Origin of the sequence: Agrobacterium sp. CGMCC 11546 (assembly GCF_013365515.1) — a bacterium.
In the GTDB taxonomy this organism is placed as follows: Bacteria; Pseudomonadota; Alphaproteobacteria; order Rhizobiales; family Rhizobiaceae; genus Agrobacterium; species Agrobacterium fabrum.
The window spans coordinates 240,818-255,519 of the sequence record NZ_CP047387.1; the positions used below are offsets into that span (position 1 = coordinate 240,818).

Consider the following 14,702-nt stretch of genomic DNA (forward strand, 5'->3'; position numbering starts at 1 on the left):
AATGGCAGAATTATTCTTCCGTATTCATCGCACGGAGTTTCTGGCGGCGCTCGGCGCTGTCCGTGATGCCATTCCGCGCAAGGATGAAATCCCGATCTTGCAAAACGTTCTCCTCCAGCCCGAGGGGGAACGGATGACTGTGCGCGGCACGGATTTGAGCGTCGAAGTCCAAACGCAGTGCGATCTGCTGGAAGCTGGAAACGGGCAAGCGCTCACTATCAACTTCGAAGAAGTGCACGGCATCGTCAAAAACCTGCCAGAGAGCGCGGAAATCTCGATTGAGGCCGGCAGAGGTCCGGGGCAGGTTGCCATCCATAGTGGCCGATCACGCTACAATCTTCATTTCTTGCCAGCGTCGGATTTTCCTTCCATGGGCAGGGAGAGGCCACCACTCGCTTTTGCGATTGGCGCGGCCGTTTTGAATGCAGCCTTTCGCAAGGTCGCCTTCGCATTCAACGTCAACATGAAAGACCGGCCCTTTTTGATGGGTGCGCATGTTCATGCGTTGCCCTCTGGAAAGCTGGCGGTCGCCGGATGCAATGGCTTGAAGGTCGCGGTTTCGCGCGTCGTGCCGGCCGAATTGACGGAGTTTCAGCCGGCGACGATACCGACCGAGACCGTGAACATTTTCCGCAGGCTGATGGGCGAGTCCAAGGACGTGTGCCGCGTCTACCTCAATGAGAACAAGATCGTCATTGAGTGCGAAGACTATCTCGTCACCTCACGATTGGTGGACGGCACCTTCCTTGAATACACGCGCGTAATTCCCGACCGTGGCGGCGTTTTCATTCGGGCGGACTGCGCCAACGTCATTCGGGCGCTCAACCGCGTGACGGCAATCTCTGGCGACATCAAAACGTCAGCGACGAAGTTCTTTGTCTCCAGCGGACAGATGCGCATCGAGCTTGTGACCAACAACGGCCAAGCCGCCACGGAAACCCTCGATATCGACTACGAGGGCGAAGAATTCCGGCGCGGCTTCAATGCTTCCTTTGTCAAAGACACGCTGGAGAGCATTTCAACCACCTCCTTTTTGCTCTTCGGAAAAGACCCCGAAGCGCCAGGCCATTTCACGCCAGATAACGACGCTGACGAAGATTACATCGTCATGCCGATGAGGGTTTAGCTATGACAGACCAAGCAACACCAATCCGGCACGTCGCCGGCCCGACAATCCTGCTCGGTTCCGGCACCTATTTTGACTTCGCGAACCCTGAAGCGGCCGAACTCACTATTGAGGACGTGGCCTACAGCCTTTCATTTCAATCACGCTTTACCGGGCATTGCGTCAGCCGTCGCACCGGCAAGCGCGTCTTCTATCCCATCTCGCAACATTGCGTCGTGATGGCAGGGCATGCAAAGCCCGGCCATAAGGTCGCAGCCTTGCTGCATGAAATTGGTGAGGTCACTTGCGGCGATATGAATGCGCCACTGAAATCACAATGCCCGGATTACAAGCGGATTGAGAAACGCTGCGAAGCTGCGGGCTTCGTCCGGTTCGGTGTGAACATGACCGATCCGGCATACATCAAGCATCTGGACTTGCGCATGCTGGCGACCGAACAGCGGGACATCATGCCGACGCGGGGCGAAACGTGGGGAATGCTGAACGGCATTGAGCCTTTCGACGCGGAGATTTTCCCTTGGGAAAACCCGCACAGCGCCGCCGAAATCTTCCTTGAGACTTATTACGCATTGCGGAGGGCGGGCGAATGAGTAGCGCTCGCGCAAAACTGAACCGGCAAAAACGTCGATGGGACGCCGTATATAGACGCGGCTATGAGGATGGTGTTTTGGCCGAGAAAAATGCCGCAACGGGTGCCGATCCAATAGCATGGCTGCGGCACGGCGAAGAAACGCCCGTCCAGAATGTACCCTTTGGCGCAATGTGGATTAGCGACAAGAGCGATCCGCGCGCCTTCCCCGTCTACGACCGCCCGGAACAGACCGCACCATCCGTTGCTGTGAAGGCTGAAAAGACGACATGCAAGAACTGTGGGGGCAATCTGAATAGCTGGTTTACGTCAAACCGTGTCAATTCGATGGCTGTTGATGGGCGCCTGAAATCGAATGAGATATCGTGCAATTTCGTTCTTGGCTGCGACGAATGCTCTGAAACTTTGCGCGTCGTGGCGGCCGATGAAATTGCCGGCCAGATGAACGCCACCCTCTCCGCACAGGTGCAGGACGTGACGGAGGAGCAATACCGCCACAAAAAGCGCGGTTCGACATACACGGTGACGGCGCGCGGCCGGCTCCAAGTCGATGGCGACCTCGATAATGAGAAAGTCGTGGTCTATCGCGGTGAAGATGAGCAGACGTGGGTTCGCCCCGAATACGAATTCCACGACGGTCGGTTCGAACCTCTCCCCGCAGCACCCGCAAAGCAGGAGGGCAAATAGATGGCCGAAGTTACCGGACCCATCTCCAGCTTGCCGGGTAGGTCGCACGCGGTTCCCGAGGGCATGACATGCGATCAACACCCGGGTCGACCCGCCGTCGCTCGCATTCAGGGCGAAACGGATTCCTTCGGCTGCGAAATGATCGACATGTGCCAGGAATGTTCTGACGACTACCGGGCGTATATGAAATCCGACGAAGCAAAAGAGGATCGCAAAGGAAATTGCGATTGGTGCAGGCATTTTGCGGACGATCTGCGCGAGGCCCGAGACTATGAAGAAGGCATGTGCGGGCCGGTCTACCGGGTCTGCGGAGCTTGCATTCGTCGCGCCAATGAAGAGGCGGAGGCAGAACTCGACTACCTTGACGACCTCGATTTTACCGGACCCGACGATGACTATTGCACCGTCTGCGGAGACGAAGGCGACATGCACGGGCGCGACGGCGCGTGGCAGGGGTATTGTGGTTGCGTTACGGGCCTTCGACTAAAAGGCGAAGCCGAAGCGCGCTACCGCGCTAAGTCGGAGGGCGGCAAATGAAAAAGGCGACCGCCGAGAACAAGGCAAACGTTCTGCGTTTCTGTTTCGTCGCACTTACCGCTTTCAGTGAAAACGCTCTTGGCCCGACTCAAAAGCGATGGGCGCGAGAGCGTGCGGAGAATTGCCTTTGGGCGCTTGGCATTCCTGAATTTAAGACCGACCGGGCGACTTACACCGCTCGCGAGCTTGAAGAAGCCATGGCGACTATTGACCTTAAAGCCACCAAGTTTTTGACGGAGGGCGCGCGATGAGCCGCCGTCAATCAATCCGCGAAAAAATCATGAGCCGCGTCCGCATTGACGCTCAAACCGGGTGCTGGATTTGGACAGGCCCCACGTCTGGCACCACCGGACGTGGCCACGGATATCCGCGTATGTCACTCGGCGGACAAACGGTCGCCGTCCACATTGCGATGTGGACCAACGAGCATGGGTATATTCCGGGCAAAAAAGAACTGGACCACAAATGCCGCAACCGGCTTTGCGTCAACCCTAACTCCGATCATCTGGAGATGGTGACGCGCAAGCGTAACGCGCTCCGTCGCGAGGAAGCCCGTCGCTTGCGGTGCGAGGAGGTGAGAACTTGACCGGACCCGTTGGAAATATTCACACCCTGCAAGAAGCAGCCGACCATTTGCGTATGTCAAAACGCTATATCGCCAAGGTTGCGCGTGAGCATGGTTTCTGTAGCATATCAGGTCGCGACATGCTCTTTAGCGACGGCGACCTTCGAAACATTTGGAATGTATTGCGATGCCCCTTAAGCTCATCCAACGAAAAGGTTCGGACGTCTGGTACGTCAGGGGTACGGTCAGAGGAAAAAGCGTTTTCGAATCTACTGGCACACGCGACCGGGAAAGCGCGGAGCAAATCCGCATCAAGACCGAAGCGCAGCTACTGACCGAGAGCATTCATGGTAAGAAGGCCCTGATTACGTTTACCGAGGCGGCCAACTCCTACCTTGATGCTGGCGGATCGTCGCGCTTTCTTATCAAAGTCGGCAAAAAAGATGGCGTAGCCTCTGGTCTCGTTCCCCATTTTCGCAACAAGCTTCTGAAAGATTTAACACAGAAGGATGTTGATGACGCAGCCGACAAGCTTTTTCCAAACGCGTCGGCGGAAACCAAAAACAGGCAATGCCACACACCATTCATCGCAGTATGGAATCATGCGGTCACAAACCTCTGGGCCGAGCCGCGCCAATGGCGGCGGCCGCGCGCGCCTAAAGGCACGAATGTCGTTAAGCTAAAGAAGACCCGAGCAGGAACGAAACCGACCTCTTATGATCGGGCCGCGCAGTTCGTGGCGGAAATGTCCCCTGCCGCAGCGCAGATTATGACAGCGCTGTTCTACACCGGCATGCGCCCCATTGAACTTTTCGTGCTCCAGGCAGAGGACGTAAACATTGACGGCCGCTGGATAACGATCCCCTACAGCAAAACCGGAGAGCCGCGCGGCGTGCCTATGCACGAATTCATCGTGCCGCTGTTCGCCGCTCTAAAGGATAGGGGAGGGATATTGTTCCGCAGCCACAAAGGCGAACCGTACCCGCCGACAGACGAATTTGGCGGGCAGATTTCGTCAGCCATTTCGGGGGCGCGTCGTCGCCTTAAAGAACGCGGCATCGAGATGATCGACATATCGCCGTATACTGGCAGACATACAGTTTCCACCCAGCTCATCATCAATGACGTGCACCCCTACAAGAAAGATCAGATCATCGGCCACGCCGCTGACGATATGAGCAGGCACTACACGAACATCCCACAACAGCCCTTGCTTGATGCGATCAACACGCTTCCAGTCCCTCAGTTGTGGCGCGATCTGCATTGGTGGACCGATCCAGTCTATTGGTCGCGCCGGCTGATAAAGTGGGGGAAAAAAGAAAAGCGAAAGACAGCGTGACTTGTGCAAAATGCGTGCAGTCAAATAATCGGCTATGATTTTATGATGGCGCTGCCAAGTTTTACAAACACCCGCCTTGAACTTTGGTAAGGGAGAGGCCGAGAGTTCAAATCTCTCTAGCAGCACCATTTTCTCCCATAAAACAGATACTTAGATAATCGCAAACGCCGAAGGCGTCGTCGCGCTTCAGTTCGCACGCGTTGCATCAGGCCGCGTCAAATGGAAAACCGCGCCTCTTGCGAAGCGCGGTCTCCATATCCGAATATTCTGTTGCTGCCAGAGCGGGACGAAACCGCCCGTAGCCAACGGGCGCCGCTTACTGGCGGAATAGCGACAGGATATTTTCGGAACTGGTATTGGCGATGGAGAGCGACTGGATACCCAGCTGCTGCTGTGTCTGAAGAGCCTTGAGCTTGGTGGATTCTTCGTTCATATCCGCATCGACGAGACGGCCGATGCCCTTGTCGATGGAGTCGGTGAGTTTCGAGACGAAGTCTTCCTGCAGGCCAATGCGCATCTTGATCGAACCGAGGGCGGCGGATGCGCTGCTGATCGACTGAAATGCCGTTTCGACATCCGTGAGAAGGTTACCGATAGTGTAGGTCGGCGGCGTTGCAGAATTGAACAGCTTGAGATCGATATCCCATACGGAAATGCCGGAAGCCGTGCCGGGCTGGCCGATGATGCCCTTTGTTGTGTCAAGCGTTGCGGGCGAGCCGGTCAGGCCGAAAAGCACGTTGGCGGTTGCTGTGCCGGCGGTGGTGTCGATAAGCGTATAGTCCGTTTTCGTAACGCTGACGGTGCCGCCGCCATCGCGCACAAAACCGGAAACGACGGTCTTGGCGCCGGTGCCCAGCAGCCAGTTTTCGCCACTGAAAGATGCACCCTGTGCAATCGATTCGAGCTGTTTTTTCAGCTGGTCGATTTCTTCCTGGATTTTGGTCTTGTCGACACCCTCTTCGGTTGCCGCGACGATTTTCGACTTGATTTCCTTGACGACTTCGACGGTACTTTCCATCGCGGAATAAGCGACGTCGACCTTGGCCGCGCCGAGACCCAATGCATCCTGAACGGCGGAGAGAGCCATGTTGTCGGAACGCATTGTCGTCGCGATCGACCAATAGGCGGCGTTATCGGAGGCCGATTTTACGCGTAATCCAGAAGAAACTCTGGATTGTGTGTCTTCGAGCTGGCCGCTGATTGCGCGCAAGGTCTGGAGCGCCGACATGGCGGCGGTGTTCGTCAGAATACTTGTCATAATTGCCCCTCTGAGCTGGCTAAATGGGAAGGGACATTCCGGGATCGCCGGAAACGACTGAGCGGCTTGATGCCTGTTAACCTCTTTTTCGTCTTGGTTAACGAGTCGTTTCGATGCGCTGATTTAGCCGTGATTTGGTTAATGAACTCTTAATCAAAAAATCTCGTGAATTTCGCAGGTAAGTGCACAAACAAAAACCGCGCCTTTCGGCGCGGTTGATGTTTTCGGCTGAAGCTTTCGATTAACGGAAGAGCGACAGGATGCTTTCGGAGTTGCTGTTGGCGATCGAGAGAGCCTGAACGCCGAGCTGCTGCTGTGTCTGCAGAGCCTTGAGGCGGGTGGACTCTTCGTTCATGTCAGCGTCCACGAGGCGGCCGATGCCCTTTTCGACGGAGTCGGACAGCTTGGAAGCGAAGTCTTCCTGCAGGCCGATACGCATGGAGAGCGAGCCGAGCTTTGCAGCGGCGCTGGTCATTGCCTTGAGCGAGTTTTCAACCAGCGTCAGGGCTTCTGCCATGTTGGTGGCGCGGTCCGCGGCGGCGTACTGGGTGATATCCAGTGTGTAGACAGACTGGGCAGCGACCGTCGTGAACGTGCCAACAGTGCCGAGAATGCCGGATGCGTCGGGAGTGCCGGTGCCGTCGACCGAACCGAACAGAACGTTGCCGGTAGCGGTGTTGTCGAGGGCGTATTTCGTGGTCGTAACGCTAACTGCACCGCCGGAAGAGCGGACGAAGCCGGCGACGACAGACTTGTCCGGGTCAGTGCCGGGCGTTGCTGCGCCGAGCGTCGAGACGCCGACGAGCCAGTTTTCGCCGTAGAAGGAAGCGCCCTGCGAGATCGATGCGAGCTGCTTCTGCAGCTGGCCGATTTCTTCCTGAACCTTGGTGCGGTCGACGCCTTCTTCAGTCGCGGTGACCAGCTTTGCCTTGATTTCCTTAACGACGTCAATTGCCGAGCTCATACCGGCGGAAGCAGTGTCCACCTTTGCGGCGCCGAGGCCGAGAGCGTCGGAAACGGAAGAGAGAGCCATGTTGTCGGAGCGCATGGTGGTTGCGATCGACCAGTAGGCAGCGTTGTCGGAAGCATCGCCGACGCGAAGGCCGGAGGAGACGCGTGCCTGGGTGGATTCCATGTTCTGGCCGATAGAGCGCAGGGTCTGGAGCGCAGACATTGCTGCGACATTCGTGATAATGCTCGTCATAGTAGTGTGCCCCTTGAATGGCTGATTAAAGAAGGGACATTCCGGTTTCACCGGGAACGGCGCACAGCATCATGCCTGCTAACTGGCTGATTTTTAACGTTAGCTCGCCGTTTCGATGAGCATTAGGTAACGCGGGTTTGGTTAATGAATTGATAAGCGCGGAAAGAAATTCATTCCCGGCAAAATTAAAATTGCAACCCTAACGCGCACGCGCGCGTATCTGCAAAAGTTTAAAAAAAAGATAAGGCCGCATCCGTTTCCGGATGCGGCCTCGTGGATGCATTCAGTCCGATTCAGCCTTTCGGACCTTTATGCTTTCTATCCCAATCTGCGTTCGGTCAGCCCCCGATTGCTTGCGGGAAGAAATGGATCCCCCAGCCCCGAAGGGCTATGAGAAGCTCGGCTCTTAGCGGAAGAGCGACAGGATGTTCTGCGAGTCGCTGTTGGCGATCGACAGAGCCTGGATTGCCAGCTGCTGCTGCGTCTGCAGAGCCTTCAGCTTGGTGGACTCTTCGTTCATGTCAGCGTCGACGAGACGGCCTACACCCTTTTCGATGGTGTCGGACAGCTTGTCGGCGAAGCCGCTCTGCAGGTCGATACGTGCAGACAGCGAACCGAGCTTGGCGCCAGCGCTGGTCATCTTCGTCAGAGCGGTTTCAACGGAGTAGAGAGCGTTGTCGAGGTCGTCGGTGCCGACGTTCATGTCGAGCACGGAGATCTGTGTGTAGGTCTTGGCGCCGACGGTGGTCGTTGCACCGGTCGCGTTCAGGATACCGGAGTTTGCGTCGATCGTGCCCGGCGTACCTTCCGTGTAAAGCATCGAGTTGGCGTCCAGCGCGTAGTCCGTGGTCTTGACGCTAACGGTGCCGCCAGCGTCACGAACAAAGCCGGATACAACGGTCTTGGTAGCATTGGCGCTGGAAACGAGCCAGTTTTCACCGTTGAAAGACGCGCTCGTGCCGATCGACTTCAGCTGATCGAGAAGCTGAGAAACTTCTTCCTGAACCTTGGTCTTGTCAACGCCCTGTTCCTTGGCGGCAACGACCTTTGCCTTGATGTCGGTCACGACCTTGATGGCGGCGTCCATACCGGCGGAAGCGGTGTCAACCTTGGCAGCGCCCATGCCCAGCGCGTCAGAAACTGCGCCGAGAGCCTTGTTGTCGGAGCGCATGGTGGTCGCGATCGACCAGTAAGCAGCGTTGTCCGAAGCCGAGCCAACCTTCAGGCCGGAAGAAATACGGTCCTGCGTGGTCGACAGGTCGGAAGCGATGGAACGCAGGGTCGAGAGAGCGGCCATTGCGTTGTTGTTGGTCAGAATGCTTGCCATAATAAATGTGTCCCTTGTTTTTACGAGATACGGAGTGGGGACATACCGGGTTGGATATTACCGGTCGCAACGTTTCGGCTTCATGCCACTCGGTTCAGAAACGCTTAGTTCCAGAAACCAAACCCGCTGCGTGTGGGAAGAATTTCGCAGCGAATAATTGCGCAATCATTAATTTGAGCGTTAAGAAATACTGTAAAATACTTATGGTTACTTTTTGATTTAGCTTAATAGTAACTTTTTTATTTAAAAATATAGTTACCCAGTCGCTAGTGAAAATGGTAACCAAAGCACTAAAATGCGAAAACCCCGCGGCCTTGGGCGTGCGGGGTTAAAAAACAGGGTTAATCTGTATCAGCGGGGTATAAGGGCCGTCAGTTGAACGATCTGACGAGGCTTCCCACGAGCAGGTTCCAGCCGTCGATCAGCACGAAAAACAGGATCTTGAACGGCAGCGAAATCGAGGTGGGCGGCAGCATCATCATGCCCATCGCCATGGTAATGGTGGCGACGATCAGATCGATGACGAGGAACGGCAGGATGATGAGGAAACCAATTTCAAAACCGCGCCGGATTTCCGAGAGCATGAAGGCAGGAACCAGTACGCGATAGTCCACGACATTGTCGGTCATGACCACCTGTCCGCGCTCGCGGGCGATGTCAACGAACAGCTTCAGGTCCTTGTCACGCGTATTGGCGTTCATGAAGGTGCGGAAGGGTTCGGCAATGCGTTGCACGGCCTGCTGTTCGTTGATCTGGTTCTGCAGCAACGGCTGCACGCCATCCGTCCAGGCTTTGTCGAAGGTGGGGGACATGACGTAAAAGGTCATGAACATCGCCATCGACAGCAGGATCATGTTCGACGGTGTCGACGCAAGTCCCATGCCGGAGCGCAGGATCGAAAAGGCGATCACGAAGCGCGGAAAGCTCGTGACCATGATCAGGATGCCGGGCGCGACGGAGAGAACCGTCAACAGGCCGAAGGTGCGGATGATCCATGCCGCGACGGAGCCGTCGATCTGCGTGTTGAACAGATCGGACGGAAATTGCTGGGCATTGGCAAGGCCCGGCAAAGCGAGGAGGACGGCGATGGTTACAAGAAATCGAATCATTCGATGACAAAGGTCCGGAACATGACCTTGGATACGCGCCCTTGAGAGCGCAGGTCAACTCGTTCCTGAATGTCATCCTTAAGATATTGAAAGCCGCGCGGGCCTTCCAGCTGCTGGAGGGAAACGGTCCGGACATAGGCCATGATGTCCTGGTGGATATCCTCCGCCAGCCCGACTTCCACCGGCCCCTTGAACATCAGCGCCACTTCCAGCCGCACCCAGTTGGTCGAAGGATAGGCGAGATTGGTGGTGATGGGATCGAGCTGGACGATGCCGTTCGCTTCGGCGTCGATTTTATCGAGGCCTTCGCCCTTCTTCTCGCCATGTCCGCCGGCCGCAGCGGTGGCATGGGCCTCCGTTGCGGCGACTTTCGGGGCGATCATGCCGCCCACGAGCCAGCCGCCGCCCGCACCGAGCAGGGTGAGGATCACAACGCCTGCGATGGTCATGACCAGAGGGGAGGATTTTTTCTTGCCCTCAGCCTGTTCGTTTTCCATGGGTCAGTCCGTTCCCGTGTGCGGCGTCAGAGCGGCGAGAACAGGTCAACGACCTGCTGCCCGACCGGGGGCTGCTGCACTTCCGTCAGACGGCCACGACCGCCGTAGGAGATGCGTGCTTCGGCGATGCGCTCGTAGGAGATGATGTTCTGGGCATCGACATCCTGCGGACGGACGATACCGCCGACGTTGAGGATGCGGATTTCGTGGTTCACACGCACTTCCTGCGAGCCGCTGATGATGAGGTTGCCGTTTTCCAGAATGCCGGTCACGACGGCAGCCACCAGCAGCGTCAGCTTTTCGGAGCGCTTGGTCTTGCCCTTGGCCTGTGTGTCGGTGTCGGAGCCGTATTTGATGCTGGAATCCGCATCCGGCGTCCAGCCCAGGATCTGGGCTTTTGCCTTCCAGTTCAGGCCACTGGCATTGGTGCGGTTGCGCTCGGTCTCGTTGTCGAAATCGGCCTTGTCGTTGATCTGGATGTTGACGGTCAGGATGTCGCCGATATTGAGCGCGCGCAGGTCCTTGAACAACGCACCCTGGCTGTCGCTCCACAGCGAATAGCCGCTTGCCATGTGTTTCGGCTGCTTGGGATACATGCCCATCTGCGGTGTCTGGCTGAATTGCAGGCCGCTGCCGATCGGGCTCATCGCGGGTGCGTTGCCGATTTCCTTCAGGGTCTGGTTGTTCTGGCAGCCGGCCAGGAGAGCGAGCGGCAGGAGGAGGGCCGGAAGACGACGCGTGCTCATGAAGGATCCTTCGAAGTGTTTTTGTCGATTGCCTGCGACATGATGCCGGCGACGGTCGCGGCTTTCTGCGCATCCATTTCGCTGAGGATGAGGCCGGATTGGCGCGGTGGCAGCTGCATGATGATGGCGGCCGCGATCTCCACATGCATCTTTTCTAGCTGGGGAGCTGCGGCATCCGCCTTCATCGTCTTGTAGATGTCGACGAGGTTGCTTTTGGCCTGATTGAGAAAATGCTCGCGGCGCGCCAGCCAGTCCTCATATTCCGCCTTGCGGTTTTCCAGCACGGAAATACGCTCATTGACGTCGGCCTGAAGCTTATCAAGCTCCTGCTTCTGCATGAGGTAACGCTGGTCGCGGGCGGCATCGGCAATATTGGTGCAGAATTTCTGGATTTCGTCCTGCGTGCTGAGTTCAGACACCACGTTCTGCTGGCTTTCGGCGCCGGCAACCGGCAGCAGGAACAGCAGCGACGCGACGGCCGCAAAGCGGACGAGGCCATGCGAGAGCGGATTTTTGGTCTGACGTTCCATCATTGCAGCACGAGCTCCGCCTGAAGGGCGCCGGCGGATTTGATGCCTTGCAGGATGGCGATGATGCCGTCCGCCTTGAGCCCGATGCTGTTGAGACCGGCAACCAGCGTGCGAAGGTCCGGGCCTTCGACGATGGCGACCTTGCTGCCTTCCTGCATGGCCATGATATCCGTCTGCGGCTGCACTGCCGTCTGGCCGCGCGAGAAGGGTGCGGGCTGAATGACCTGCGGCGATTCCGTCACCTGCACGGTGAGCGTTCCATAGCTGACGGCGACGCGGGAAATGCGCACATCCGCTCCGATGACGATCGTGCCGGTGCGCTCGTTGATCACGACCTTGGCAGGCGTATCCGTCTCGACCGTCAGATTTTCGATTTCCGCCATCAGCCGGGTGAGGTCTGCGACGCGGGGTTTCTGCACCGCGATTTCCTGCGAATCGCGCGGTTCGGCGATCGGGTCGCCATAACGGGCGCGGGCAAAGGCGTTGACGACATCAGCCACACGCACGGCTGTCGAAAAATCCGGGTTGCGCAGCTGAAGGACCAGATTGACGGAATCCTTGAACTTCGACGGCAGTTCCCGCTCGATGATCGCGCCGTTCGGCACGCGCGCCGACGTGGTGACGCCCTGCGTCAGCGTCGCGGCATCGCCCTGGGCCGAAAAACCGTTGACGATCAGCGCCCCTTGCGCAACGGCGTAAATCTGCCCGTCCGCGCCGGAAAGCGACGTCATGATGAGGTTACCGCCACGAAGCGAGGTGGCGTCGCCAAGCGAGCTGACCGTGACGTCCACGCGGCTGCCGGGGCTGGCGAATGGCGGCAGGTTGGCCGTCACCATCACGGCGGCGATGTTCTTGGCGTTGGACTGGCCACCCTGCGTGGTGATGCCGAGGTTCTGCAGCATGGCGCGCATGGACTGTTCGGTGAAAGGCGAGGAGCGCAGGCTGTCGCCGGTGCCCTGCAGACCCACGACGAGACCGTAACCGATCAGCTGGTTGTCACGTCCGGCCTGCAGGGATGCGATATCCTTGATTCGGGACGTGTCGGCCTGCGCGGGCGGCGTGGAGAGGAAGGGCAGGGCCGAAAAGACCAGAGCCGCGGCTATGATACGAAGCACTCTCATTTCGCCATCACCTGAATGGTTCCGTCCTTCATGACCGTGCCGCTGACCATCACGCCGGAATCGATGTTGCGTACCCGGACGACCTCGCCGAGCGAGCCGTCGCTCATTGGCGTTCCGGAAGCCATCAGCGTCATGTTGCCAATGTGGAAAACGAGCTTGACGCTTGTACCGCGCACCACCAGTGATGGTTCGCGAAGCGCCGCAATGGGGATCGTGCGGCCGGGAAGCAGGGTCTGCTTGGAGATCATGCCTTCCACTTCGCTGATATCGCTCGCATAACCAGCGGAAATATTGGGGTTGGTCACTTCCACCGACTTCACCTGTTCGGGCGAGATCGCCTCGCCCGGATAGATGGTGCGCACGGGAACCAGCGCCGTTGGCGCCTGCGCAAGAGCGGGCGCTAGGGCGCCCAGTGAAAAGGCAGACGCGAGACACATACGGACGAGTGCCGTTCTGCAGCTGCTATTGTTCCGGCCAAACCTCATGTTCGCCTGCCTTTCCGTTCTTACTTCAGGTTCTTGCTGACAATCGAAGCCATTTCGTCAGCGGTGGTGATGACCTTGGAATTCATCTCATAGGCGCGCTGCGCCGTGATGAGGTCGGTGATTTCCTTGACGGCGTCGACGTTCGACCCTTCGAGGTAGGATTGTTTGACGTAGCCATAGCTCGGATCGTCAGGCACGCCGACAACCGGGGCGCCGGAGGCCGGCGTCTGGGAAAAGAGGTTGTCGCCGAGCGGCTTCAGACCCGCTTCGTTGGCGAAGTTGGCGATGGTCAACTGGCCGAGCTGCGTGAAGTCCGCAGCGTTGCCGATACGCGCCGTCACCTGACCCGTGCGGGTAATGGTGATGTCCTGCGCGTCGGTCGGGATATTGATGTTCGGAATGACATTGTAGCCATCGACCGTCACCAGGTTGCCGTCGGCATTCTTGTTGAAGGCGCCGGCGCGGCTGTAGAGCGTCGAACCATCGGCTGCCTCGATCTGGAACCAGCCCTGACCGATGATCGCGACATCGAGCTTGTTGCCGGTTTCGATCAGGTTGCCCTGGGTGTGGATGTTGCGCACGGCGGATGTCTGCACGCCGAGACCGATATTGGCGCCCTCAGGCACGATGGCCTGGTTGGCGCGGTTCGGCACGCCCTGCATGCGCTCGGTCTGGTAGAGAAGATCGGTGAACTCCGCGCGCGCGCGCTTGTAGCCGGTGGTGTTGATGTTGGCGATGTTGTTGGCGATGACTTCCAGATTGGTCTGCTGGGCGTCCATACCGGTGGCAGCGATGGCAAGAGCTCTCATGTCAATATTCCTGCTGGGCTAGATCTGCATCTTGGTAATGTCGAGATAGGCCGACACGATCTTGTCGCGCAGCGCGATGGCGGTTTGCAGCGACTGTTCGGCCGAAAGCACGGCATCGACCACTTCGCGGGTATTCGCCTTGCCCTGAATGCCTTCGAAGGAAGCAACTTCCGCCTTCTTCAGATTGTTCATCGCATCCATTGATACGTTGCCGAGAACGCTGGCGAAGCTTGCGCCCGTCTGCTGGGCGGGTGTTGACTGCTGCTCGCCGCCGAAAAGGCTTTCCGTCAGCGAGGAGACGCCGCTTGCGCCGCGGGTGAGCGAAAGAGAACCGAGTTGCTTGATACCGTCGATCATTGCGATGCCTTCAGAAGGTCGATTGTGGAGGCGACGAGGTCGCGTGTCTGGCGGATGACCTGAAGATTGGCGTCATAGCTGCGGTTTGCTTCGCGCATGTCGGCCATTTCGATCAGGACGTTGACGTTCGGCATCTTGACCATGCCGTTGGTATCGGCCGCCGGATTGCCGGGGTCGTATTCGTGGACGAAATCGCCACGGTCGACACCGAGCTTCTTTACCTTCACGCGCTCGACGCCGCTGACGTGGTCCAGCTCGGAGCCGAAGGTGACGGTCTTGCGACGATAGGGATCGGCACCGGGCGTATCGCCGGTCGATCGGGCGTTGGCGATGTTTTCGGAGACGATGCGCAGTCGTGTGGACTGCACCTCCAGGCCGCTGCCGGCTATCTTGCTTGCCGCACTCAAGGGATCCAT

The 14,702-nt window shown here is 57.9% G+C and carries 19 protein-coding genes and 1 tRNA gene; 8 read left to right on the forward strand and 12 right to left on the reverse strand.

All coding sequences use genetic code 11. From position 1 onward, the window contains the following. Position 1: 1 nt before the first annotated feature. From dnaN to GSF67_RS01310, 8 genes are all read left to right on the forward strand, one after another. Positions 2 to 1,126, forward strand: a complete 1,125-nt coding sequence (gene dnaN / locus GSF67_RS01270; protein WP_006312998.1) for a DNA polymerase III subunit beta — start codon at positions 2 to 4, stop codon at positions 1,124 to 1,126. Positions 1,127 to 1,128: 2 nt separating this feature from the next. Next, positions 1,129 to 1,716 carry a hypothetical protein gene (locus tag GSF67_RS01275; protein WP_006312999.1) on the forward strand — a complete coding sequence of 196 codons (588 nt, stop codon included), beginning with the start codon at positions 1,129 to 1,131 and terminating at the stop codon, positions 1,714 to 1,716. Between the two features lie 77 nt (positions 1,717 to 1,793). After that, the gene (locus GSF67_RS25960) at positions 1,794 to 2,402 is read left to right on the forward strand and encodes a hypothetical protein (RefSeq protein ID WP_006313000.1); all 609 of its coding nucleotides are present in this window, start codon (positions 1,794 to 1,796) and stop codon (positions 2,400 to 2,402) included. After that, positions 2,403 to 2,939 carry a hypothetical protein gene (locus GSF67_RS01290; protein ID WP_006313001.1) on the forward strand — a complete coding sequence of 179 codons (537 nt, stop codon included), beginning with the start codon at positions 2,403 to 2,405 and terminating at the stop codon, positions 2,937 to 2,939. Then, complete coding sequence (locus tag GSF67_RS01295; protein ID WP_006313002.1) at positions 2,936 to 3,190, forward strand: hypothetical protein; 255 nt, start codon at positions 2,936 to 2,938, stop codon at positions 3,188 to 3,190. The genes GSF67_RS01290 and GSF67_RS01295 overlap by 4 nt, the downstream gene beginning before the upstream one ends. Further along, positions 3,187 to 3,525 (forward strand): HNH endonuclease signature motif containing protein, encoded by a 339-nt coding sequence (locus GSF67_RS01300; RefSeq protein ID WP_035215321.1) that lies wholly within the window; start codon positions 3,187 to 3,189, stop codon positions 3,523 to 3,525. Before GSF67_RS01295 ends, GSF67_RS01300 begins: the two co-directional genes overlap by 4 nt. A 166-nt stretch (positions 3,526 to 3,691) precedes the next feature. Then, positions 3,692 to 4,843 carry a tyrosine-type recombinase/integrase gene (locus GSF67_RS01305; RefSeq protein ID WP_006313004.1) on the forward strand — a complete coding sequence of 384 codons (1,152 nt, stop codon included), beginning with the start codon at positions 3,692 to 3,694 and terminating at the stop codon, positions 4,841 to 4,843. A gap of 50 nt (positions 4,844 to 4,893) precedes the next feature. Continuing rightward, positions 4,894 to 4,971: transfer RNA gene (locus tag GSF67_RS01310), tRNA-OTHER, on the forward strand. 188 nt (positions 4,972 to 5,159) lie between these two features. Here GSF67_RS01310 and GSF67_RS01315 read toward each other — a convergent pair. The 12 genes from GSF67_RS01315 to flgC form a co-directional block, all read right to left on the reverse strand. Beyond that, positions 5,160 to 6,101, reverse strand: a complete 942-nt coding sequence (locus GSF67_RS01315; protein ID WP_006313005.1) for a flagellin — start codon at positions 6,099 to 6,101, stop codon at positions 5,160 to 5,162. 241 nt (positions 6,102 to 6,342) lie between these two features. After that, the gene (locus GSF67_RS01320; RefSeq protein ID WP_006313006.1) at positions 6,343 to 7,305 is read right to left on the reverse strand and encodes a flagellin; all 963 of its coding nucleotides are present in this window, start codon (positions 7,303 to 7,305) and stop codon (positions 6,343 to 6,345) included. 406 nt (positions 7,306 to 7,711) lie between these two features. After that, the gene (locus GSF67_RS01325) at positions 7,712 to 8,632 is read right to left on the reverse strand and encodes a flagellin (protein ID WP_006313007.1); all 921 of its coding nucleotides are present in this window, start codon (positions 8,630 to 8,632) and stop codon (positions 7,712 to 7,714) included. A gap of 371 nt (positions 8,633 to 9,003) precedes the next feature. Continuing rightward, on the reverse strand, positions 9,004 to 9,741 hold the full coding sequence (gene fliP / locus GSF67_RS01330; protein ID WP_006313008.1) for a flagellar type III secretion system pore protein FliP: 738 nt from the start codon (positions 9,739 to 9,741) through the stop codon (positions 9,004 to 9,006). Further along, positions 9,738 to 10,238: a flagellar basal body-associated FliL family protein gene (locus tag GSF67_RS01335; RefSeq protein WP_006313009.1), complete on the reverse strand. Its 501-nt coding sequence runs from the start codon at positions 10,236 to 10,238 to the stop codon at positions 9,738 to 9,740. The genes fliP and GSF67_RS01335 overlap by 4 nt, the downstream gene beginning before the upstream one ends. A gap of 26 nt (positions 10,239 to 10,264) precedes the next feature. Beyond that, positions 10,265 to 10,984 carry a flagellar basal body L-ring protein FlgH gene (gene flgH / locus GSF67_RS01340; RefSeq protein WP_006313011.1) on the reverse strand — a complete coding sequence of 240 codons (720 nt, stop codon included), beginning with the start codon at positions 10,982 to 10,984 and terminating at the stop codon, positions 10,265 to 10,267. Next, positions 10,981 to 11,517: a MotE family protein gene (locus GSF67_RS01345; protein ID WP_006313013.1), complete on the reverse strand. Its 537-nt coding sequence runs from the start codon at positions 11,515 to 11,517 to the stop codon at positions 10,981 to 10,983. Before GSF67_RS01345 ends, flgH begins: the two co-directional genes overlap by 4 nt. Beyond that, positions 11,514 to 12,635, reverse strand: a complete 1,122-nt coding sequence (locus tag GSF67_RS01350; protein ID WP_006313014.1) for a flagellar basal body P-ring protein FlgI — start codon at positions 12,633 to 12,635, stop codon at positions 11,514 to 11,516. Before GSF67_RS01350 ends, GSF67_RS01345 begins: the two co-directional genes overlap by 4 nt. After that, the gene (gene flgA / locus GSF67_RS01355; RefSeq protein ID WP_080810604.1) at positions 12,632 to 13,120 is read right to left on the reverse strand and encodes a flagellar basal body P-ring formation chaperone FlgA; all 489 of its coding nucleotides are present in this window, start codon (positions 13,118 to 13,120) and stop codon (positions 12,632 to 12,634) included. The genes GSF67_RS01350 and flgA overlap by 4 nt, the downstream gene beginning before the upstream one ends. 20 nt (positions 13,121 to 13,140) lie before the next feature. Then, on the reverse strand, positions 13,141 to 13,929 hold the full coding sequence (gene flgG / locus GSF67_RS01360; RefSeq protein WP_006313016.1) for a flagellar basal-body rod protein FlgG: 789 nt from the start codon (positions 13,927 to 13,929) through the stop codon (positions 13,141 to 13,143). 18 nt (positions 13,930 to 13,947) lie between these two features. Continuing rightward, complete coding sequence (locus GSF67_RS01365; protein ID WP_006313017.1) at positions 13,948 to 14,286, reverse strand: flagellar hook-basal body complex protein FliE; 339 nt, start codon at positions 14,284 to 14,286, stop codon at positions 13,948 to 13,950. Then, positions 14,283 to 14,702, reverse strand: a complete 420-nt coding sequence (gene flgC / locus GSF67_RS01370; protein WP_006313019.1) for a flagellar basal body rod protein FlgC — start codon at positions 14,700 to 14,702, stop codon at positions 14,283 to 14,285. The genes GSF67_RS01365 and flgC overlap by 4 nt, the downstream gene beginning before the upstream one ends.